This window comes from Staphylococcus sp. M0911 (genome assembly GCF_003491325.1).
Lineage (GTDB): Bacteria > Bacillota > Bacilli > Staphylococcales > Staphylococcaceae > Staphylococcus > Staphylococcus warneri_A.
Genome location: NZ_CP022881.1, coordinates 78,965 through 102,124 on the forward strand (window position 1 = coordinate 78,965; position 23,160 = coordinate 102,124).

Consider the following 23,160-nt stretch of genomic DNA (forward strand, 5'->3'; position numbering starts at 1 on the left):
AGAAAGCGTATACATTTACAAATAGAAGTGCTATAATTTAGTAAAACGTTTTACTAAACGCAACAGATAAAAAATATATCAATAGAGGTGTTGAATCATGAATTTAGTTGCATTGTTAATTGGTTTAGGGCCATTAATCGGTTGGGGTCTATTTCCAACGATTGCATCCAAATTTGGTGGTAAAACAGTTAACCAAATTATAGGTGCTACAGTCGGGACGTTAATCTTTGCCTTTGTATTCTTTATCTCCACAGGCCATGGCTTCCCAACAGGTATGGATTTGTTCTTTGCATTATTATCAGGAGCTGGTTGGAGTTTCGGTCAAATTATGACATTTAAAGCATTTGAATATGTAGGGTCATCACGTGCAATGCCAGTTACAACGGCCTTCCAATTATTAGGGGCATCACTTTGGGGCGTCTTTGCATTAGGTAACTGGCCTGGTGTTACAAATAAAATCATCGGCTTTTTAGCGTTAGTAGTTATCTTGATTGGTGCTTGGATGACAGTTTGGAGTGAACACCCTGAAGCTACAAATAAAAACTTATTACGTAAAGCGGTAGTGATTTTAATCATTGGTGAAATTGGTTATTGGTTATATTCAGCAGCACCACAAGCAACAGATATCGGTGGTAAAGCAGCCTTCTTACCACAAGCGATTGGTATGGTGATTGTTGCAGTTATCTACGGACTAATGAAAATGAAAAATGGTAATCCATTTACTAATAAAGTGACATGGTTACAAATTATTTCTGGTTTCTTCTTTGCCTTTGCAGCATTGACGTATCTCATTTCTGCGCAACCTAATATGAACGGTTTAGCGACTGGTTTCGTATTATCACAAACATCTGTAGTACTTGCGACATTAACTGGTATTTACTTCTTAAATCAACGTAAAACATCTAAAGAAATGTTAGTCACAGTGATCGGATTAGTTCTCATCTTAGTAGCTGCGACAGTTACAGTATTTATAAAATAATCAACTGGAGTGATATAAATGAAGAAAACAGCATTACTCAATAGTCATGTATCTAAAGCCATTGCGACAATCGGACACTATGACTTATTAACTGTCAATGATGCAGGCATGCCTATTCCTAATGACGATAGAAGAATTGATTTAGCAGTAACGAAAGAATTACCTAGATTTATTGATGTATTAGAAACAGTATTATCAGAAATGAAAATTCAAAAAATCTATTTAGCTGAAGAAATTAAAACAAATAATGCAACTCAATTAAAACAAATCAAAGCATTAATTGATGATGACGTTGAAATTGAATTTATTCCACACAGTGAAATGAAAGCATATTTAAGTCATCCATTAAATAAAGGTAACATTCGTACAGGTGAAATTACGCCATTTTCTAACATTATTTTGGAATCAAACGTGACATTTTAACATATAGAAATGGGGACATGATTATGACAAATAAAGTCGTTATTCTAGGATCTACCAATGTGGATCAATTTTTAACAGTTGAGCGCTACGCTAAACCAGGGGAAACATTACATGTAGAAGAGGCACAAAAATCATATGGTGGCGGTAAAGGGGCAAACCAAGCCATTGCAACGGCACGTATGAAAGCTGATACGACATTCATTTCCAAAGTGGGCAATGATGGATTAGCACAATTTATGTTTGAAGATTTTAAAGCAGCAGGTATGAATATGGACTATATTTTAGAATCCGAAACAGAAAAGACTGGCCAAGCCTTTATTACTGTGGATGCACAAGGTCAAAATACGATTTATGTCTATGGTGGTGCAAATATGTCGATGACACCAGACGATGTGAAAAGTGCGAAAGCAGCAATTGTCGATGCAGATTTCATTGTGGCACAATTAGAAGTACCAGTTCCGGCAATTATAGAAGCATTTAAAGTTGCGAGAGCGGCAGGTGTGACGACCGTCTTAAATCCCGCACCAGCCAATGAGATTCCCCAAGAGTTATTAGAATTAATCGACGTGATTATACCGAATGAATTTGAAGCTGAAATATTATCAGGCGTACCCGTCACAGATGAAAAATCAATGGCACAAAATGCAGATTACTTCTTAGGTTTAGGTGCCAAAGTTGTGATTATAACATTAGGTGAACAAGGTACGTACTATGCAGTTGAAAATGATTCAGGACTAGTACCAGCGCAAAAAGTAAAAGCTATTGATACAACAGCAGCAGGCGATACGTTTATCGGTGCCTTTGTTAGCCGCTTTAATATGAAAGATCGTAATTTAGTTGAGGCTATCGACTTTGCCAATAAAGCCGCATCACTAACAGTTCAAAAGTCAGGTGCACAAGCTTCTATACCATTAGCAGAAGAAGTTCAATCATAGATATGATAAATCCCATTCCAGCTAGTTTCAGTTGGAATGGGATTCTTTAGTACAAAAGCATAAATCATCCCTTTTGGTAGCATAGTCATATCGAATCGACTATCTATCAAAAGGGATTGTTTCATTTATATTTGAATTTAATCGCAAAATGTATCGCTACGTTATCCACTAAAGTAATTGTATTAAGAGTGGTGATGGTTTAACTGATAAAACTCAATAGCATTACCTCTTAAAATGCCGTCAATCGTGTCTGGATCAATATTACTGTTTTTAATATAGTCAACACCACGTGTATATTTCTCGTCTTGGAAGTAAGGGAAGTCTGACCCCATCATGAGCTTATCCTTACCGAATGTATCAAGGGTATTGATTAAAGAAGGTTCATGGAAATTAGCAGTATCATACCAAAATTGGCGATTTAATACTTCATATGGATCAATGTTAAAGGCATTCCAATCTTCATAATTGTCTTTAATACGAGTCATGAAGAATGGTAAAGCACCACCTAAGTGTGAAATATGGAATTTGATATTAGGATATTTTTGTGGAATCTCATTTTTAATTAATTGTAACGTAATGAATGTAGATTCTAATGGTGCACCAATTACCCATTCTAATTGATAGTCGTTCACGAGTGGACTTTGGGCACCGCAACCAGTTGGATGAATATAAAGTGTTGCGTTTAATTCGTTCATAGCTTCGAAGAAAGGTTCGAATTGTTTATCGGCCACTGACACTTTATCTTTTACAATAGTTGGAATCGCAATACCCACAAAGGCATCTTTTTTAAGTAGTTCTTGCGCTTCTTTAATAGCTTGATCGACATATGGAAGTGACACTGCACCATATGCTAAGAAACGGTCTGGGTATTGTTGAACCAATGATTCATATAAATCGTTAATCTCTTGTGCACTTTGATGTGCTTCTTCTTTTGTACCCCATTGTGGTGATTGTGGTGTGGCAGAAATGATTTGCATATCAACGCCAGCATCGTCCATCATTTTAAAGCGCTTGTCTAAATCTTCTTTAGAGGCAGATTGATTAATCCCTTTAGCAACCTCAGTACCTTGACTACCTAATTTGCCTAATTTCTCTAAATAGTCTTCATTCCATAAATGTGCATGTGTATCAATCGCTTTTGCATTTGACATATGATTGTCCTCCTTTAATTAAATGACTATATTAAATATTTATCCAGTTTTAAAAAATATAATCTTTTATTGACGACGATTTAAACTTAAAACTTCGATTAAGCTAAGAACATTTAACATAAAGAATTTAGAAGCGGCTTTGGCCCCTTGGTGACCATGTCCTGCTTTATAGTGATTGTAGATTGCTGTCCCCATCACAATGTTGATCATTAAAGTACCCACAACGACTAATTTTTGGCCAAGTTTGCCTAAAATTGAACTAAATAAAAAGATAGAACCTACAAATTCGAATAATCCTGCTAATCGCATTGAACGACGTGATAATCCAAATCCTTCTTTAAATTGTTGTGCCATAGCATCATCATTTTTTACTTTTGGTAAACTACTTTTAAAAATTTCTTTTCCTACGTATGCGTTAATAACATGTCTTAATAACATGCTTAACACCTCCTATTAAGTTATTTTAAAGTTTTAGTGTGTTGCTTTTGATTGTTTTTTTCTGAGAAGAGTGCAATGAATGCACCTATCAATGCCACAAAGGCAACGATATAAAATGTCATATCTAGACCCTGAATAAGACCGGCTGCACCGTGTAATGGTGAAAGGTGACCGAAACCAGTCATCAGTGTCACAAGTATACCCGTACCAATAGCTGCTGAAATTTGGCGGATTGTATTATTCATTGCCGTTCCATGTGCAATCAAGGATACAGGTAAAGCGTTTAATGCTTGTGTAGTCATTGGCGTCATAATCATAGAATTACCTAACATCAAGATTGAGAATGTCACAATGACATACAATGCTGATGTTTGTGGATTGAACTGTGCCATGAATAAGGCACCTATCATAATCAATAACATGCCAGTGATACTTAAACTTCGGCCGCCAACACGGTCGTAAAATTTACCAGTGACTGGCGACAACAAGCCCATGACGAGTCCGCCAGGTAGTAAGATAAGTCCAGATTCTAAAGGTGACCAATGCATCATGGTTTGCATGTAAATAGGTAAAATAGTCAAATTACCAATAAATAGTACAAACATTAATACAATTAAAGTCATCGAAATGGTGAAACTACGGTATTTAAATACTCTAAATTCGAGTAAAGGAGACGTAAGTTTCAACTGACGACGTATGAATAACGCAAGTATAATGATGGCAATGATGATCGTAATGTAAACAGCTGGGTGGGACCAACCAAGGTTACCGGCTGAACTAAAGCCGTAAAGTAAACCACCAAATCCTAGTGTAGACATGATAACTGACAAGATATCTAACGATGGTTGTTGTGTCTCGGTAATATTTTTCAAATATAAAAAGCCGAAAATAGCGTCAACCACACTAATTAAGAGCACGACTAAAAATAGGTAGCGCCAATCAAATAGGTGGATGAACCAACCTGCTGCTGTAGGACCAATCGCAGGTGCAAAGCCGATGACAAGGCCGAAGATACCCATTGCCATACCACGTTTTTCAACAGGAAAAATAATAAATAATAGTGTTTGAGACAATGGCATTAAAATACCTGCACCTAACGCTTGAATACTACGCCCAACTAATAATAGTGGGAACGTAACACCCAACATACAGATTAAAGAACCAAGTATTAAACAGGTCGCAGCCGTAAAGAATAATGTACGTAATGAAAATCGCTCAATTAAGTAGGCTGTGACAGGAATCATAATACCATTCACTAACATAAAGATGGTCGTTAACCACTGTGCTGTACTACTAGATATCGCAAAGTCCTTCATGACCTCTGGCAATATCGTTGTAAGTAACGTTTGGTTTAACACACCGATGAAAGCACCAATCATCATGACCGCAATCATTAAATTACGTTGTTTTAAATTTAAATGTGAAGGTTGTGTCTGAGTCATAAGTTCACCTCTTTTCTTAAATGGAATCGACTATCACTTATTTTATTCGGAATGCGTTCCGTTTGTCAAATTTATGGATTCGATATAATATAGATAGTGTTAAAAAACGAAAAAGTAAAAAGGAGATGCTTAGTAATGAATATTGAAGGTCTTGAAAAATATTTAAATATAGATCCAAATAAATATAATGAACCAAGCTTAGAAGCATTAAATTATTATTTAAAACGATATATGTTAACAGTGCCTTTTGAAAATATAGATGTTCAAAATGGTGTGAGAATATCAGTAGAAGTAGATGATATCTATGAAAAAATCGTTAATCACCAACGTGGTGGTTTCTGTTATGAAATGAATCATTTCTTCAAAGCGTACTTAGAAGCAAAAGGCTTCACAGCAAATATGGTATCTGCAACTATTCATACACCAGGGGGCGGACGTAGTCTTAAAGGCTCTCATATGTCATTAATCGTGCCGATTGATGGTGTCAATTATGTCGCTGATGTCGGTTATGGTGACTTGCCAATAAGTGCTATGCCAATTAATAATCAAGATAGTGATGCCATCATTGAGGATATTAACGGAGAATATCGTGCCATTTATGTAAATGATAACTTATTCTACATTCAAAAATGGAAAGACAATGAGTGGGATACAGAATACGAAGCTGAGTTAGAACCTAGAGACATTCATGATTTTGACTATAATATTGAATACAATCAAACTAGTCCTAACTCTACATTTGTTAAACGTCTGCTCGTTACAATGCCTAAATCATATGGTCGTGCGACAATGTCTCAAAATAATTTAACGTTAACAAAACAACGCGATAAAGAAAAATATGATGTGACAAGTCAAAATTATCGTCAATTTTTAAAAGAAGAATTCAATTTAGATGTTAAAATTAATAGATTAGAACCATAAAAGGGAGCACATCATTTGGAAGGGGATAAGATGACTAATCAACGGAAAAAGCGTAGTGATGCAACGCATAACAAAGCAATCATCTTACAGACAACGACCCAATTATTAGCACAAGGTGAAGATATTAGTGAGATGAATATGTCGGAAATCGCAAAGAAAGCGGGCGTAGGTGTAGGGACTTTGTATCGTCACTTTGAAAGTAAATCGTTACTATGCCAAGCGATGATGGATGAAAAGGTTCATGATATGTTTGATGCGATGGATACGTTTCTTCATCAACATCATGATGCGACTGTGAGAGATAAAATATATGGCATTTTATCTATTTATTTAGATTTAAAAGAGGCAAATTTTAAAGTCCTCAACTTTATTGAGAAATCTAATTCTCAACACCAGTCAATGATTAATATTCCATTCTACGAGCAACTGAAAGAGTTGATTAAAGACCAGTTCACTAGTCAACAGCAGACCCAAGATTTAGAGTTTAAGATTAATTTGATGCTGAACTCATTTTCATCAGATTTCTATTACTTTGCCAAACATGACCAACAACTGACTAAAGACCAATTTTTAAGCCGCTTATTAGATATATTTATAGGATAGACAAAAGCTTGTTCGCTGATAGTATGATCAGTTGAACAAGCTTTTGTTATATATAGAATGCTTTACCACCCCACTTTTATATCAACACATTCCCATTCACGATGTATTAAATGAAAATAATTATCATTTATATTGACAATATGATTCTACTCGTATATTATCTTCTTTAAATCGTAACCGTTACGATTTGTTTTGTGCAATTGTTTTGAGAATTAGGATAGGTTGATTTGAAAAACAACCTATCCATCAAAAATTCAAAAGAATATACAACATTAAGGAGCGTCGTATGAATCGACAAGTGATTGAATTTTCCAAGTATAATCCGTCAGGGAATATGACCATACTTGTTCATTCACAACACCATCCAAGCGACTATGCCAAGATTGCGAATCAATTAATGGCGTCGACACATGTATGTTGTGAGCAAGTGGGATTTATTGAATCTAACAATCTAAATCATGGGGATGATTGTCGATTAGTAATGAGCGGAAATGAATTTTGTGGTAATGCGACCATGTCATACATGCATTATTTACAAGAACATCAACGATTAACGGCACAACAATGTCATTTGAATGTATCTGGTTGTGATGATTTAGTGCCTTGTACTATCCATGGTCACCAGCAGTATGAGGTAGGGATGCCACAAGCACAATACGTCACAACTGATTATTTACACATTGCACAGCATATGTGGCAAGCGATCAAGATTACATACGAATCATACGTACATTATGTGATCCCAATCGAAGAGATCACAGCAACATTCAAACAACAAGTGGCACAATTTGTGCGTGAACAACAATGGGATGAACAGTATAAAACCATTGGTGTCATGTTGTTTAATGTTCAAGATCAATATTTACACCCGTTAATATTCATACCAGAAGTAAAGAGTCTGATTTGGGAAAATAGTTGTGGTTCTGGTGCAGCTTCGATTGGTGTATTTAACAATTATCAAAGTCAACGGTCATGCGAAGATTACATCGTTTATCAACCAGGTGGCAGTATTTCAGTTACATCTGCATATTGTTCTGAAGACGGATATCGCACCTCTATTAAAGGTCGTGTATCAACTGTTGCTAGAGGACAAGCTTATATAGAAGAGGAGACGATGACCCATTGATGCATTCAAATATAAAGATAGAAACACTTTTACAACAATATTTAGAACAATTCGAAGCACGATACCAACATGTTCTTAGTGATCCAAATTCGATTGACGCATTAGAATCATTAGTTGATGACTATAGTCAGTTGATATTAAATCCAACATATCAACAACAATATGATTTATGGCATGACGAACCACGTAAACAACTAATCACACAACAACTGCAAGATATCACTGCGCAATGTGTGAAACAAGTTGAGATGATTAGAGCAAGACGATTATTAGACGGTAAGGCGTCTACGTCAGGTTACTTTGACAACATAGAACACTGTATCGATGAGGAGTTTGGACAGTGTCATATTGGTAAAGAGGACAAGTTACTACTCGTTGGATCGGGCGCGTATCCAATGACATTAATTCAAGTAGCTAAAGAAACTGGTGCCTCAGTCATTGGTATTGACATTGATCCGCAGGCAGTTGATTTAGGCCAACGTGTGGTCAATGTGTTGGCGCCTAATGAAGATATCCAAATATCTAATCAAACTGTAGATCAGTTGCCTGATATTAACGAGGTAACACATATTATATTTAGTTCTACGATTCCAGTTAAATATGATATTTTAGCGCAATTATTTGAGTTAACTAATGACCATGTAGTGGTCGCTATGCGTTATGGAGATGGGATGAAGGCCATCTTTAATTATCCATCTCAACCTACGGCGTCAGACCAATGGCAATGTGTACATCAACTCGTTCAACCCAACCAAATATTTGATGTGGCACTCTATCAAAAGGCGTCATCAAAGGAAGGGATTACTTATGTCTAACATCTTGATTATTGGAAGCGGGCCTGTCGCTATTCAACTTGCTCAATTATGTGACCGTGTATCGGAAGATCGTATCGACATGGTTGGTAGAGCAGCAACTTCAAAGAAATCATTGGATGTCTATCAAAGCTACCAACAAGCAGGTACATTCACAGTTACCACACAGAATGATACACATCATCAATTTTCTGGTCAGTTTCAAATACGTCATTTTTATCAAGATATTCAACAGATTGACCAAAGCTATGACACCATCATTTTGGCATGTACTGCAGATGCTTATCGACCGATGCTACAGCAGTTGGCACCTACGATATTACAACATGTGAAACACATTATATTAGTATCACCAACATTTGGTTCACATATGTTGATTGAGCAATTATTGGTAGACATCAATACTGATGTTGAAGTTATTTCATTTTCAACTTATTTAGGAGATACGCGAGTGGTTGACACGTCTCAACCACATCGTGTATTAACAACGGCTGTGAAATCGAAATTATTCGTTGGATCTAACAAGCCATCATCCCAGTTGATTCCACAATTACAAACTTGGTTTGAATCATTACACATTCAACTTGCCGTGATGGACACACCCTTACAAGCCGAGATACATAATAGTTCGTTATACGTTCACCCACCATTATTTATGAATGACTTTGCATTAAAGGCGATATTCCAAGGGACTGAGGTACCGGTATATGTCTACAAATTATTTCCAGAAGGGCCTATCACGATGACTTTAATTCGAGAAATGCGTCAAATGTGGCAGGAAATGATGACGATATTACAGAAATTAAGTGTGCCCTCCGTCAATCTTTTGAAGTTTATGGTTAAGGAAAACTATCCCGTACGTTCAGAAACATTAAGTGAGTCGGATATCCATCAATTCGAAGAGTTACCTGCTATACATCAAGAATACCTACTTTACGTCAGGTATACGGCAATCTTAATTGATCCATTTTCCAAGCCAGATAAAGATGGACGTTATTTTGACTTTTCGGCGGTACCATTCAAGTCACTTTATCAAAATGAACAAGGTGTCGTTCATATACCAAGGATGCCAAGTGAAGACTATTATCGTACGACGGTCATACAAGCAATTGGAAAAGCATTAGGTGTGTCGACACCAATGATCGATACGTTATTACATCGATACGTCGGCTATTGCGAACGTTATCAAATCGAGCACCCACAACAATCTGTGTCGTCACAATTTAACCTTGATGATTTTGAAGAAGATATATCACTAGTCACAACGTATTTAGCAAACAGTTCAAATAAGTAATTCGTATGTCGTTTGAGACATGGCAACACATTTTTCAATCCATATAGAAAGAGGAAAAATAATGAATAAACTAACAAAAATGAGTGCAGTTTTACTAGCTTCTGGAATCATATTAACAGGATGCGGTGGCAACAAGGGATTAGAAGATAAGAAAGAACAGAAGACTTTATCTTATACAACAGTTAAGGATATTGGAGACATGAATCCCCATGTTTACGGAGGATCTATGTCAGCGGAAAGCATGATCTATGAACCGTTAGTACGCAATACGAAAGATGGAATTAAACCATTATTAGCTAAGAAATGGGATATCTCAAAAGACGGTAAGACCTATACTTTCCATCTAAGAGATGACGTCAAATTCCATGACGGTACGAAATTTAACGCAGAGGCAGTAAAGAAAAATATTGATGCTGTGCAACAAAATAAAAAATTACATTCATGGTTAAAAATCTCCACATTAATCGATGATGTCAAAGTGAAAGATGACTATACTGTACAGATTCACTTAAAAGAAGCCTATCAACCAGCATTAGCTGAATTAGCAATGCCTCGTCCTTATGTCTTTGTATCTCCTAAAGACTTCAAGCACGGTACAACGAAAGATGGTGTCAAAGCATTTGATGGTACAGGTCCGTTTAAAATGGGCGAACATAAGAAAGACGAGTCGGCTACATTTAATAAAAACCAACACTATTGGGGTGAAAGGGCTAAATTAAATAAAGTAGAAGCCAAAGTGAAACCAGCTGGCGAAACAGCATTCTTATCAATGAAGAAAGGTGAAACCAACTTTGCTTTTACAGACGACCGTGGTACAGATAGCTTAGATAAAGATAGTTTAAAACAACTTAAAGAGACAGGCGATTACAACGTTAAACGTAGCCAACCTATGAATACGAAAATGATTGTTGCCAATGCCGGTAACAAAGGCAGTGCTGCCAGTGATAAGTCAGTCAGACAAGTCATTGGACATATGGTTGATAGAGACAAAATCGCGAAAGACATTTTAGATGGCCAAGAGAAACCAGCAACGCAGCTCTTTGCGAAGAATGTCACAGATATTAACTTCAATATGCCAACACGTCAATTCGATACGAAGAAAGCTGAAAAGCTATTAGATCAAGCCGGTTGGAAAATGAATCAAGACAAACAAATTCGTCAAAAAGATGGTAAAGATTTAGCGATGACGATGTACTATGACAAAGGTTCTACAAGTCAGAAAGAACAAGCTGAATTTTTAGAAGCTGAATTTAAAAAGGTTGGCATCAAATTAAATATCAATGGAGAAACGTCAGATAAGATTGCAGAACGTCGTACATCAGGCGATTATGATTTAATGTTCAATCAGACATGGGGATTATTATACGATCCACAAAGTACCATTGCAGCCTTTAAATCTAAAACAGGCTATGAAAGTGCTACCTCAGGTATTAAAGATAAGACAAAGTTATATAACGATATCGATGAGGCATTCAAGATGAAAGATGAAAAAGCACGTTCTAAAGCTTATCAACAAATCTTAAAACAAGTGGATGACGAAGGTGTATTTATACCTATTTCACATGGCAGTATGACTGTCGTTGCACCTAAAGATCTGAAAAATGTGTCATTTACTCAATCACAATACGAATTACCATTTAACGAAATGCAATATAAATAAAGGAGCGTCTCAATGTTCAAATTAATAATAAAACGTATTGCACTCATGTTTCCGTTACTGATTGTAGTGAGTTTTATGACATTTATGATGACGTATCTAACGAATGAAGATCCAGCGGTAACCATTTTACATGCGCAAGGTACACCGAATGTGACACCGCAATTAATAGCTGAGACAAAAGAAAAGTATGGGCTCGATGCACCGATTCTTGTTCAATATAAGGATTGGCTGCAACAAGCCGTTCAGTTTAAATTTGGGACGAGTTATATTACAGGCGATCCAGTATCAGAACGTATCGGACCTGCATTTGTGAATACACTGAAATTAACATTGATTTCAAGTGTATCAGTCATGGTGACATCCATATGTCTCGGTGTGGTAAGTGCCTTGACGAGAGGACAACGTACAGATCGTGTGATTCGTTCTGTCGCATTCTTTTTAACGGCCTTACCTTCGTATTGGGTCGCATCCATGCTCATTATTTATGTATCAGTAAAGTTAAATCTATTGCCAACATCTGGATTAACAGGCCCAGAAAGTTACGTATTACCAGTTATTGTAATCACGATGACCTATGCAGGTATTTACTTCAGAAATGTGAGACGTGCCATGATTGAACAACTTAATGAAGATTATGTCCTCTATTTAAAAGCAAGTGGTGTAAAGACCATGACCTTATTGCGACATGTTTTACGAAATGCATTACAAGTGGCAGTGTCTATCTTCTGTATGTCGATACCAATGATTATGGGCGGCCTTGTCGTTATTGAAAATGTGTTTGCGTGGCCGGGATTAGGACAGCTGAGTATTAAAGCGATTGTTGAGCATGACTTTCCAGTAGTACAAACGTATGTGTTAATCGTGGCGGTGTTATTCATCATCTTTAATACATTAGCCGATATCATCAATGCGCTTTTAAATCCTAGATTAAGGGAGGCATCACGATGATGATTGTAAAACGATTATTACAAGATAGAGGAGCAGTCATTGCGTTAGTGATTATCGCGACATATTTCTTGCTCGGATTCCTAGCGCCAGTGATTACCTTTCATGAGCCGAATCATATTGACACGGCACATAAATTTGCAGGTATAAGTGCGACACATTGGTTGGGTACCGATCATTTGGGTCGCGATGTATTGACGCGATTGATTTACGCTATTCGACCAAGTTTACTCTATGTCTCAATCGCATTAGTCATATCAGTTGTGATTGGTGCCATACTGGGGTTTATTTCCGGATATTTCCGGGGTTATATTGATGCACTGATTATGCGATGTTGTGATGTGATGCTAGCATTTCCAAGTTATGTAGTGACTTTGGCTTTAATTACATTATTTGGTATGGGTGTGGAAAATATCATTTTAGCTTTTATACTCACACGTTGGGCGTGGTTCTGTCGTGTCATACGTACGAGTGTGATGCAGTACACGTCAGCTGATCATGTCAAATTTGCTAAAACGATTGGCATGAGTGATTTTACAATCATTCGCAAACATATTTTACCGTTAACTTTAGGAGATATCGCAATTATTTCCAGTAGTGCTATGTGCTCGATGATATTGCAAATGTCAGGGTTCTCATTTTTAGGTTTAGGTGTAAAGGCACCGACTGCAGAATGGGGCATGATGTTGAATGAAGCACGTAAAGTGATGTTCACTCATCCTGAAATGATGGTCACGACAGGTATCGTCATAGTCATTATCGTCATGGCCTTTAACTTCTTATCAGATGCATTACAAGTAGCGATGGATCCACGTATCTCTTCTAAAGAGAAAATGCGTGCAGTTAAGAAAGGTGTGATGCATGAATGACCTTATTAACAGTTCAACAGTTAACGATTCGCGATGAATGGACAGATACAACACTTGTCGATGATATTAACTTCCATGTTAAGCGTGGTGAGACATTAGGAATTATTGGTGAAAGTGGTAGTGGTAAGTCGATGACATGTAAGGCATTAGTAGGGCTTAATCCAAGTCGTCTCAAGGTTACAGGGAAAGTCCATTTTGACGGTCATAACTTGTTAGCATTATCAGAAAGGCAATTACGCCAATACAGAGGACAAGCGATTGCGATGGTCATGCAACAAGGTGCACGTGCCTTTGACCCATCTACCAAAGTCGGAAAACAAATGATAGAAACCATGCAGGTACATACGTCATTATCGACACCAGAGATTGAACAAATATTGATTGACTATATGACCTATATGAATTTAACAGACCCGCAAACGATTTTGGCGTCTTATCCATATATGTTATCAGGTGGGATGTTGCAACGATTGATGATTGCATTAGCTTTGGCATTAAAGCCTAAATTGATTATTGCAGATGAACCCACCACAGCATTAGATACGATTAATCAGTTTGATGTGTTAGAAGCATTCGAAGATATTAAACAACATTTTGATTGCGCGATGATATTCATTTCACATGATTTAACCGTCATTCATAAAGTGGCTGATCGTGTCATTGTTATGAAAGAAGGGCAATTAGTCGAAGAAGGAACAACAGAAGCGGTTTTACATCATCCACATCACAGGTATACGCAATATTTATTATCGACGAAACAAAAAGTAAATGACCATTTTCAACGTGTCATGCGAGGTGATAGCCATGATTAAAATCAATCATGTTGAAAAACATTACGGCAAGCGTAGTTTGTGGGGACCTAAACCTAAACCGATTATTAAAGATGTGAGTTTAGACTGCCCTGTAGATGAAGCGATAGCTATTATCGGTGAAAGTGGTAGTGGTAAATCGACATTGAGTCGCATGATATTAGGGATTGAAAGGCCAGATAAAGGTACAGTGACATTAAATGACCAACCGATGTACAAGAAGAAGGTCAGACGTCATCAAATTGGCGCCGTATTCCAAGATTACACCTCTTCACTTCATCCATTTCAAACTGTGCGAGATATTCTATTTGAAGTGATGTGTCAATGTGATAAACAAAGCACTGATGAGATGGAAGTAGCAGCTAAGACACTATTAGAAGAAGTGGGATTATCAGAAGATTTTCTAGATAAATATCCCAATATGTTATCAGGTGGCGAAGCACAACGGGTTGCTATTGCTAGAGCGATATGTATTAACCCAACTTATATCTTGTTCGATGAAGCAATCAGTGCGCTAGATATGTCGATACAAACACAAATATTAGATTTGTTGAAGCGGTTAAAGCATACACATCATTTAAGCTATATCTTTATTACACACGATATTCAAGCCGCTACATATCTGTGTGATCGTTTAGTTATTTTTAAAGACGGTCAAATTGAAGAACAAATCGCAACACGTGATTTACATACAACAACCAATGCTTATACCCAAGCATTGATAGACAAACAACTATCATTCTAAGGAGTGAGACAATGAAAGGTGCCATGGCTTGGCCATTTCTAAGATTATATATACTCACACTCATGTTTTTTAGTGCGAATGCCATATTAAATGTATTCATTCCATTAAGAGGACATGATTTAGGGGCAACCAACACAACCATTGGTATTGTGATGGGTGCTTACATGTTAACAGCAATGGTCTTTCGTCCGTGGGCAGGCCAAATTATTGCCCGTGTCGGACCTATCAAAGTATTACGTATTATTTTATTGATTAATGCTTGTGCGTTAATACTATATGGACTGACTGGATTAGAAGGCTATTTCATAGCCAGAGTGATGCAAGGTGTGTGTACGGCATTCTTCTCAATGTCACTACAATTAGGTATTATAGATGCTTTACCTGAAGAACATCGATCAGAAGGTGTGTCACTATATTCATTATTCTCTACAATACCTAATTTGGTTGGACCACTTATTGCAGTAGGCATTTGGCATTTAGATCGCATAGCAATATTTGCTATAGTGATGATTGCGATTGCCTTAACAACGACATTCTTCGGTTCTCGTGTCACCTTTGCTAGTGAAGAACCTGACACGCATAAGAAGGTTGAACCATTGCCATTTAATGCAGTCACAGTCTTTGCACAATTCTTTAAAAATAAAGAATTATTTAATAGCGGACTCATTATGATTGTAGTATCAATTGTCTTTGGTGCAGTGAGTACCTTTGTGCCGTTATACACAGTCAAATTGGGGTTTGCAGATGCCGGAATCTTCCTAACCATTCAAGCTATAGCTGTCGTGTTAGCACGTATTTATTTACGTAAATACATTCCTTCAGATGGTATATGGCATCCGGTTTATATGGTCAGTGTTTTGATGCTACTTGTCATTGCATCGATGCTTGTAGCCATAGGGCCACATATACACGTACTTATATTCTACAGTAGTGGAATATTGATTGGTGCCACACAAGCTTTAGTATATCCGACACTTACGTCATATTTGAGCTTCGTTTTACCCAAAGCAGGTCGAAATATGCTACTAGGATTATTTATAGCCTGTGCAGATTTAGGTGTCTCATTAGGCGGTAGCTTGATGGGGCCTATATCCGATTTAGTAGGATTTAGCTGGATGTATACCATTTGCGGTATGCTGGTTGTAGTTATGATGTTAATGAGCGCATTAAAAAGTGTACGACAAAAGTAATTGTCGACAGTGTTGAGTTTATGGAAAGTGATTTGGAAGTTAGAAAATAAGTGAATGTAAAGCGATGAATTAGCATCCCCCTTACTTTATTCGAGTAAGGGGGACTTGTATATTGCGATGTATATACTCGCAGACATCAGTGGTTGTATTGTTGCGATATTTAAGCATTGGCTACGTAATCGCAATGATAAAAAGGATGACAAGTAGTCAACACTAAAGATTCAATAGCCAAGGCTTTAGTGTTGCAACAATAACATTTATTGTAAGTACCATTGTCACTATAATAAGTGGCTGCATTGTTTCAGTATTTACATACTGGTTACATACTAGAAACAATAAGAATAAATAGACGATTTGTAACCAGCACAATAAAACCCCCTTACTACGGCAATAGTAAGGGGGGTGGTGCATTTTAAGCGATGTAATTACATTGTTATTGTAGCAAGTCATGTATGATAATAAAATCATTTATAAAATTTCTGTGTATAGGAATGCAATTTATAATTAAATGACGTTTGAGCACGCATGTCAGAATGGAATACGTTTGATTATAGGATTTGATTTTAAAACAGAGAAGTTGCTAAATACATACAAACACTATTTAATAGATGAAAAGATAGAGTTAGAGGAGTGGTTGGTATGACAATAGTAGGGCACCATCATATTTCGATGTACACCAAAGATGCGGTCAAAAATAAGGCGTTTTATACTGAGGTACTTGGATTAAGATTAGTAGAGAAAACAGTTAATCAAGATAATACAAAAATGTATCATTTATTTTATGGTGATAATGCAGGTCATCCTGGTACATTATTGACATTTTTTGAAATTGAAAATGTTGGTAAGCATAGACCGGGAACAGATTCGATTCATCGGCTAACGTTACTTGTACCATCGGAAGCGGCATTGGACTATTTTAAACAGCGTTTAGACCAAAACAATGTGGAATGGACGTCACTCACCTATGTAGGTCAGTCTGCGGTATTGCTAAAAGATCCGGATGAACTTGAAATCATTTTAATAGTGAACGATCATTATCAAACACCAGAACAATGGTCGGCCAATGATGAAACGGACATACCTAAAGATGTTCAAATACTGGGAATGGGACCAGTTGAATTACGTAGTAGAAAGCCAGAAGCATTAACTGAATTTCTTGAATATATCTTAGGTTATCATCAGCGTAATGATATAGAAGTAGATGATAATACAACCATCATGACATTAGACGAACAAGGGTTATATACAGACTTTGTCATCGTTAATCAACAAGGTCATCGTGTTCGACCAGGGCAAGGCTATGTACATCATGTAGCAGTCAATCTTCCTACAGATACAGACTTAAATGACATTTATGAAAAAATAGCACGACAACCCAACCCTAACTCCGGCATTATCGATCGATACTTCTTTAAATCATTATACTATCGACATAACCAAATACTATTTGAATTTGCGACAGCAGAGCCAGGATTTACCGTTGATACACCCGTCGATAAACTAGGTCAACAACTCAACCTCCCCGATTTTCTAGAGGACAAAAGAGACGAGATTGAAAGCCAATTGAGAGAAATATAGAGGACAATGTTAAAGCACTCGCTATTACGGCGCGTGCTTATTTGTGGTTATAAAAGTAGATTTTTATTTGTTTAAGATATATATTTAGATTATCAAGTAGATAATACGAAAAATGGATTACTAAAATTTTTAGTAGTAGAGTTTTATATGCTAGAGGTTTTAGTACTCTGTAATTTTAGGTATGAGTGAAACAACTGCACGTTGTAATACAAGCCTTCTTCTGTTTTAGTACTCTGTAATTTTAGGTATGAGTGAAACATATTTGCTATAGATAGAAGATGCACCTTGGTTTTAGTACTCTGTAATTTTAGGTATGAGTGAAACAAATAAAAGGTGAATTTAAAGGTGCTGAGTGTTTTAGTACTCTGTAATTTTAGGTATGAGTGAAACGACAAGTGGACCAATCAATAACGGTACTGGGTTTTAGTACTCTGTAATTTTAGGTATGAGTGAAACCGTGGCGCTTGCTAGGTAACCGTATCTTAGTTTTAGTACTCTGTAATTTTAGGTATGAGTGAAACGTGGTAATCCTACCGCTACAGTGCATTTATGTTTTAGTACTCTGTAATTTTAGGTATGAGTGAAACTAAAGTAATGTGACTGCTCTTTTTTACTAAGTTTTAGTACTCTGTAATTTTAGGTATGAGTGAAACCAGATAATTATTCTAATGCGGCTGTTATTGGTTTTAGTACTCTGTAATTTTAGGTATGAGTGAAACTTAACTTCTAGTATATTCAATCCAGTATCTGTTTTAGTACTCTGTAATTTTAGGTATGAGTGAAACTCACTCCTTTCTGCAATAATGGGTGGGGTTGTTTTAGTACTCTGTAATTTTAGGTATGAGTGAAACGGTGTTTTTAACAAGTCTAATCCCGTATGCGTTTTAGTACTTTGTAATTTGAATATTGAAAGTATAATATTTTAGTTGCAATGCTATTGAATAACAATTATAATTTAATTACAGAGAACAAGTTTAGCTAACTTGTACTCATACCTAAAATTACAGAATCTACTGAAACAAGACTATATGTCGTGTTTATCCCACTAATTTATTAGTGGGATTTTTTGTGTTTTAGTACAACTTCTGTAGAAAAAATATAAAAAGTAGTGCCACGTTTATTGGTTTTAAATTATAATAAAATAAAACAAATAAGGTGGGTGTAAACTATGAAAGAAAAATATATTTTGGGTTTAGATTTAGGTATTACATCAGTAGGATATGGAATTATTAATTTTGAAACTAAAAAGATTATAGATGCAGGCGTTAGGCTTTTTCCAGAAGCAAACATAGATAATAATGAAGGTCGTAGAAGTAAAAGAGGATCTAGACGATTAAAAAGGAGAAGAATACATAGATTAGATCGAGTGAAATCATTACTCACAGAATATAACTTAATAAATAGAGAACAAATACCAACATCAAATAATCCTTATCAAATTAGAGTTAAAGGACTAAGTGAAATATTAAGTAAAGATGAACTTGCTATTGCTTTATTACATTTAGCGAAAAGAAGGGGAATTCACAACATTAATGTTAGTAGTGAAGACGAGGATGCCTCCAATGAGTTATCTACAAAGGAACAGATTAATAGAAATAACAAACTATTAAAAAATAAATATGTTTGTGAAGTACAGTTACAAAGATTAAAAGAAGGACAAATAAGGGGAGAAAAAAATAGGTTCAAAACAACAGATATATTAAAGGAAATTGATCAACTCCTTAAAGTACAAAAAGATTACCACAACTTAGATATAGATTTCATTAATCAATATAAAGAAATAGTTGAAACACGTCGAGAGTATTTTGAAGGACCAGGACAAGGTAGTCCTTTTGGATGGAATGGTGATTTGAAGAAATGGTATGAAATGCTAATGGGATACTGCACGTATTTCCCTCAAGAACTACGAAGTGTAAAATATGCATATTCTGCTGATTTATTTAACGCATTAAATGATTTGAATAATCTCATAATACAAAGAAATGATTCTGAAAAATTAGAATATCATGAAAAATATCATATTATTGAAAATGTATTTAAACAAAAGAAAAAGCCAACTTTAAAACAAATTGCTAAAGAAATAGGGGTAAATCCAGAAGATATTAAAGGATATAGAATAACAAAATCTGGGACGCCACAATTTACAGAATTTAAATTATATCATGATTTGAAGTCAATTGTGTTTGATAAAAGTATTTTAGAAAATGAAGCCATTTTAGACCAAATTGTTGAAATATTAACAATTTATCAAGATGAAGAGAGCATAAAAGAAGAGCTAAACAAACTACCAGAAATCTTAAATGAACAAGATAAAGCTGAAATAGCAAAACTAACAGGATATAACGGAACACATCGTTTGTCATTAAAATGTATTCATTTAATTAATGAAGAATTATGGCAAACATCTAGAAACCAGATGGAAATCTTTAATTATTTGAACATTAAACCGAACAAAGTTGACTTATCCGAACAAAATAAAATACCAAAAGATTTGGTGGACGAATTTATTTTATCTCCTGTAGTTAAGAGGACTTTTATTCAATCAATCAATGTTATCAATAAAGTGATTGAAAAATACGGTATACCTGAAGATATCATTATAGAATTAGCTCGAGAAAATAATAGTGATGATAGAAAAAAATTTATTAATAACTTACAAAAGAAAAACGAAGCAACTCGTAAGAGAATAAATGAAATAATCGGCCAAACTGGTAATCAAAATGCCAAAAGAATTGTAGAGAAGATAAGATTACATGATCAACAAGAAGGTAAATGTTTGTATTCATTAGAAAGTATACCTTTAATGGATCTGTTAAATAATCCTCAAAATTATGAAGTTGATCATATTATTCCTCGTTCTGTAGCATTTGATAACTCAATTCATAATAAAGTATTAGTTAAACAAATAGAAAATAGTAAAAAAGGTAATAGAACACCATACCAATACCTTAATTCTAGTGATGCAAAGTTATCATACAATCAATTTAAACAACATATCTTAAATTTAAGTAAATCGAAAGATAGAATTTCTAAGAAAAAGAAAGACTATTTATTGGAAGAACGCGATATTAATAAATTCGAAGTACAAAAGGAATTTATCAATCGAAATTTAGTTGACACAAGATATGCAACTAGAGAACTTACTAGCTATCTAAAAGCATATTTTAGTGCTAATAATATGGATGTAAAAGTTAAAACAATAAATGGAAGCTTTACTAATCATTTACGAAAAGTATGGCGATTTGATAAATATAGAAATCATGGTTACAAACATCATGCTGAAGACGCTTTAATAATCGCGAATGCAGATTTTTTATTTAAAGAAAATAAAAAATTACAAAATGCAAATAAAATTTTAGAAAAACCAACAATTGAAAATAATACTAAAAAAGTAACAGTTGAAAAAGAAGAAGATTATAACAACATGTTTGAGACACCTAAGCTTGTTGAAGACATTAAACAATACAGAGATTATAAATTTTCTCATAGAGTAGATAAGAAACCGAATAGACAACTTATTAATGACACTTTATATTCTACAAGAATGAAAGATGAACATGATTATATTGTTCAAACTATTACTGATATTTATGGGAAAGATAATACTAATCTAAAAAAGCAGTTTAATAAAAATCCAGAAAAATTTTTAATGTACCAAAATGATCCAAAAACTTTTGAAAAATTATCAATTATAATGAAACAGTATTCTGATGAAAAAAACCCGCTAGCTAAGTATTATGAAGAGACCGGAGAATATTTAACAAAGTATAGTAAAAAAAATAATGGTCCAATTGTTAAAAAGATAAAGCTTTTAGGAAATAAAGTAGGGAATCATTTAGATGTAACAAAAAAATACGAAAATTCTACAAAAAAATTAGTGAAATTATCAATTAAAAATTATAGGTTTGATGTCTATTTAACTGAAAAAGGATATAAATTCGTAACAATTGCTTATTTAAATGTATTTAAGAAAGATAACTATTATTATATCCCTAAAGATATGTATCAAGAGTTAAAAGCAAAGAAAAAAATTAAAGATACAGATCAATTTATTGCTAGTTTTTATAAGAATGATTTGATTAAACTAAATGGCGATTTGTACAAAATTATTGGTGTGAATAGTGATGACAGAAATATCATTGAATTAGATTATTACGATATTAAATATAAAGATTACTGTGAGATAAATAATATTAAAGGTGAACCACGTATAAAGAAAACAATTGGTAAAAAGACGGAATCAATTGAAAAATTAACAACAGATGTTTTAGGTAATTTGTATTTGCATAGTACTGAAAAAGCACCACAATTAATATTTAAACGAGGTCTTTAATGATGAGTTGGCGAATCGTGTATGTTTCAGATGTAAACCATATGTCTTTAAATTTAAATAGTTTAAAAATCATGAAGGGTGATTTAGAAACTAAAATACCATTATCCGATATATTTGCCTTAGTAATAGAAGATTTAACTACAACGATTACGGCAAGACTTCTAGTTGAATTATCTGATTACAATATATTAGTCATATTCTGTAATCAAAAGCATCTGCCTGAATGTACATTACAACCAGTTTCAGGACATTTTAATCAATATACACAAATGAAAGAACAATTGAAATGGGATGAGGCTAGAAAAAGCGAATTATGGAAAATTATTATTGAAAATAAAATTCAAAATCAAATTGAATGCATGAAATACTTATCAATTCAAAGTGATAGAGTAGATAAGATGATAGAATTAAAAAATTCTGTAACTCTTTTTGACAGAAATAATATTGAAGGACAAGCAGCGAAATATTATTTTAATAGTTTTTTTGAAGACTTTACTAGAGATAATGAAGAAATTATAGAGAATGCAGTATTAAATTATGGATATACAATTTTGAATTCAGCGATAGCTAGAACGATTGTTGCAAAAGGCTTAATTCCAGCAATTGGGATACATCACATAGGAGGGAGAAATCATTTTAATTTAGCTTCTGATTTGATCGAACCTTTTAGACCAATTGTAGATTTATTTCTTTTAAAACACCCGCCCCAAGACTTTTTAACCAAAGAATACCGGGTAAAAATTATTAATTTATTACATGCACGTATTGAAATTGATGGGAAAATGCAGACTGTAATTAGAGCAATTGAAATCATGATTCAATCTATCATTGACTATTTTAAAGATGGACAACTTGATAGAGTTAAATTTCCTAAATTAAGTAAATATAGTTTTTATGAGTTATAGGT

The 23,160-nt window shown here is 34.8% G+C and carries 21 protein-coding genes, 1 pseudogene and 1 CRISPR repeat array; of the genes and pseudogenes, 19 read left to right on the top strand and 3 right to left on the bottom strand.

Annotated features, from left to right (window positions below; genetic code table 11):
• Positions 1-97: 97 nt before the first annotated feature.
• From rbsU to rbsK, 3 genes are read left to right on the top strand one after another with little or no spacing between them, the layout of a single operon-like run.
• A complete protein-coding gene (gene rbsU / locus ssp1_RS00355) occupies positions 98-979 on the top strand; it encodes a ribose/proton symporter RbsU (RefSeq protein ID WP_118828056.1) in 882 nt (293 codons plus the stop codon).
• A gap of 18 nt (positions 980-997) precedes the next feature.
• On the top strand, positions 998-1,402 hold the full coding sequence (gene rbsD, locus ssp1_RS00360; RefSeq protein ID WP_002467333.1) for a D-ribose pyranase: 405 nt from the start codon (positions 998-1,000) through the stop codon (positions 1,400-1,402).
• Positions 1,403-1,425: 23 nt separating this feature from the next.
• The gene (gene rbsK / locus ssp1_RS00365; RefSeq protein WP_075777746.1) at positions 1,426-2,337 is read left to right on the top strand and encodes a ribokinase; all 912 of its coding nucleotides are present in this window, start codon (positions 1,426-1,428) and stop codon (positions 2,335-2,337) included.
• A 182-nt stretch (positions 2,338-2,519) separates the two neighbouring features.
• Here rbsK and ssp1_RS00370 read toward each other — a convergent pair whose 3' ends face one another.
• The 3 genes from ssp1_RS00370 to ssp1_RS00380 form a co-directional block, all read right to left on the bottom strand.
• Complete coding sequence (locus ssp1_RS00370; RefSeq protein ID WP_075777747.1) at positions 2,520-3,488, bottom strand: amidohydrolase family protein; 969 nt, start codon at positions 3,486-3,488, stop codon at positions 2,520-2,522.
• Positions 3,489-3,554: 66 nt separating this feature from the next.
• Positions 3,555-3,926 carry a DoxX family protein gene (locus ssp1_RS00375; RefSeq protein WP_023374382.1) on the bottom strand — a complete coding sequence of 124 codons (372 nt, stop codon included), beginning with the start codon at positions 3,924-3,926 and terminating at the stop codon, positions 3,555-3,557.
• Positions 3,927-3,946: 20 nt separating this feature from the next.
• A complete protein-coding gene (locus ssp1_RS00380; RefSeq protein ID WP_075777748.1) occupies positions 3,947-5,368 on the bottom strand; it encodes an MDR family MFS transporter in 1,422 nt (473 codons plus the stop codon).
• Between the two features lie 135 nt (positions 5,369-5,503).
• On the opposite strand from ssp1_RS00380, the gene ssp1_RS00385 reads away from it, so the two are divergent.
• The 16 genes and pseudogenes from ssp1_RS00385 (at position 5,504) to cas1 (ending at position 23,158) form a co-directional block, all read left to right on the top strand.
• Positions 5,504-6,289, top strand: a complete 786-nt coding sequence (locus ssp1_RS00385) for an arylamine N-acetyltransferase family protein (RefSeq protein WP_075777749.1) — start codon at positions 5,504-5,506, stop codon at positions 6,287-6,289.
• Positions 6,290-6,319: 30 nt separating this feature from the next.
• Positions 6,320-6,892 (top strand): TetR/AcrR family transcriptional regulator, encoded by a 573-nt coding sequence (locus ssp1_RS00390; protein ID WP_171970100.1) that lies wholly within the window; start codon positions 6,320-6,322, stop codon positions 6,890-6,892.
• 286 nt (positions 6,893-7,178) lie between these two features.
• Entirely contained in the window at positions 7,179-8,018 is an 840-nt protein-coding gene (cntK, locus tag ssp1_RS00395; protein WP_075777751.1) for a histidine racemase CntK, read from the top strand.
• Positions 8,018-8,833 (top strand): staphylopine biosynthesis enzyme CntL, encoded by an 816-nt coding sequence (cntL, locus tag ssp1_RS00400; RefSeq protein WP_075777752.1) that lies wholly within the window; start codon positions 8,018-8,020, stop codon positions 8,831-8,833. The genes cntK and cntL overlap by 1 nt, the downstream gene beginning before the upstream one ends.
• The gene (gene cntM, locus ssp1_RS00405; RefSeq protein ID WP_075777753.1) at positions 8,826-10,124 is read left to right on the top strand and encodes a staphylopine biosynthesis dehydrogenase; all 1,299 of its coding nucleotides are present in this window, start codon (positions 8,826-8,828) and stop codon (positions 10,122-10,124) included. The genes cntL and cntM overlap by 8 nt, the downstream gene beginning before the upstream one ends.
• Before the next feature lie 61 nt (positions 10,125-10,185).
• Entirely contained in the window at positions 10,186-11,784 is a 1,599-nt protein-coding gene (gene cntA / locus ssp1_RS00410) for a staphylopine-dependent metal ABC transporter substrate-binding lipoprotein (protein WP_075777754.1), read from the top strand.
• 12 nt (positions 11,785-11,796) lie between these two features.
• The gene (opp1B, locus tag ssp1_RS00415) at positions 11,797-12,732 is read left to right on the top strand and encodes a nickel/cobalt ABC transporter permease (protein WP_075777755.1); all 936 of its coding nucleotides are present in this window, start codon (positions 11,797-11,799) and stop codon (positions 12,730-12,732) included.
• Positions 12,729-13,598 carry a staphylopine uptake ABC transporter permease subunit CntC gene (gene cntC, locus ssp1_RS00420; protein WP_075777756.1) on the top strand — a complete coding sequence of 290 codons (870 nt, stop codon included), beginning with the start codon at positions 12,729-12,731 and terminating at the stop codon, positions 13,596-13,598. The genes opp1B and cntC overlap by 4 nt, the downstream gene beginning before the upstream one ends.
• Positions 13,595-14,410 carry a staphylopine uptake ABC transporter ATP-binding protein CntD gene (gene cntD / locus ssp1_RS00425; protein ID WP_075777757.1) on the top strand — a complete coding sequence of 272 codons (816 nt, stop codon included), beginning with the start codon at positions 13,595-13,597 and terminating at the stop codon, positions 14,408-14,410. Before cntC ends, cntD begins: the two co-directional genes overlap by 4 nt.
• Positions 14,403-15,152, top strand: a complete 750-nt coding sequence (locus ssp1_RS00430; RefSeq protein ID WP_075777758.1) for an ABC transporter ATP-binding protein — start codon at positions 14,403-14,405, stop codon at positions 15,150-15,152. Before cntD ends, ssp1_RS00430 begins: the two co-directional genes overlap by 8 nt.
• A gap of 11 nt (positions 15,153-15,163) precedes the next feature.
• Positions 15,164-16,342, top strand: a complete 1,179-nt coding sequence (cntE, locus tag ssp1_RS00435; protein ID WP_118828058.1) for a staphylopine family metallophore export MFS transporter CntE — start codon at positions 15,164-15,166, stop codon at positions 16,340-16,342.
• A 135-nt stretch (positions 16,343-16,477) separates the two neighbouring features.
• Positions 16,478-16,549 (top strand): annotated as a pseudogene (locus ssp1_RS00440) (type I toxin-antitoxin system Fst family toxin); the annotation flags it as partial.
• Positions 16,550-16,601: 52 nt separating this feature from the next.
• Positions 16,602-16,691: a type I toxin-antitoxin system Fst family toxin gene (locus tag ssp1_RS00445; protein WP_428848729.1), complete on the top strand. Its 90-nt coding sequence runs from the start codon at positions 16,602-16,604 to the stop codon at positions 16,689-16,691.
• 290 nt (positions 16,692-16,981) lie between these two features.
• Entirely contained in the window at positions 16,982-17,920 is a 939-nt protein-coding gene (locus ssp1_RS00450) for a VOC family protein (protein ID WP_075777760.1), read from the top strand.
• 156 nt (positions 17,921-18,076) lie between these two features.
• A CRISPR array of direct repeats spans positions 18,077-18,771; the repeat unit is 36 nt; unit sequence GTTTTAGTACTCTGTAATTTTAGGTATGAGTGAAAC.
• 317 nt (positions 18,772-19,088) lie between these two features.
• Entirely contained in the window at positions 19,089-22,253 is a 3,165-nt protein-coding gene (cas9, locus tag ssp1_RS00455; protein ID WP_075777761.1) for a type II CRISPR RNA-guided endonuclease Cas9, read from the top strand.
• A complete protein-coding gene (gene cas1 / locus ssp1_RS00460; protein ID WP_232013272.1) occupies positions 22,253-23,158 on the top strand; it encodes a type II CRISPR-associated endonuclease Cas1 in 906 nt (301 codons plus the stop codon). The genes cas9 and cas1 overlap by 1 nt, the downstream gene beginning before the upstream one ends.
• Positions 23,159-23,160: the final 2 nt, after the last annotated feature.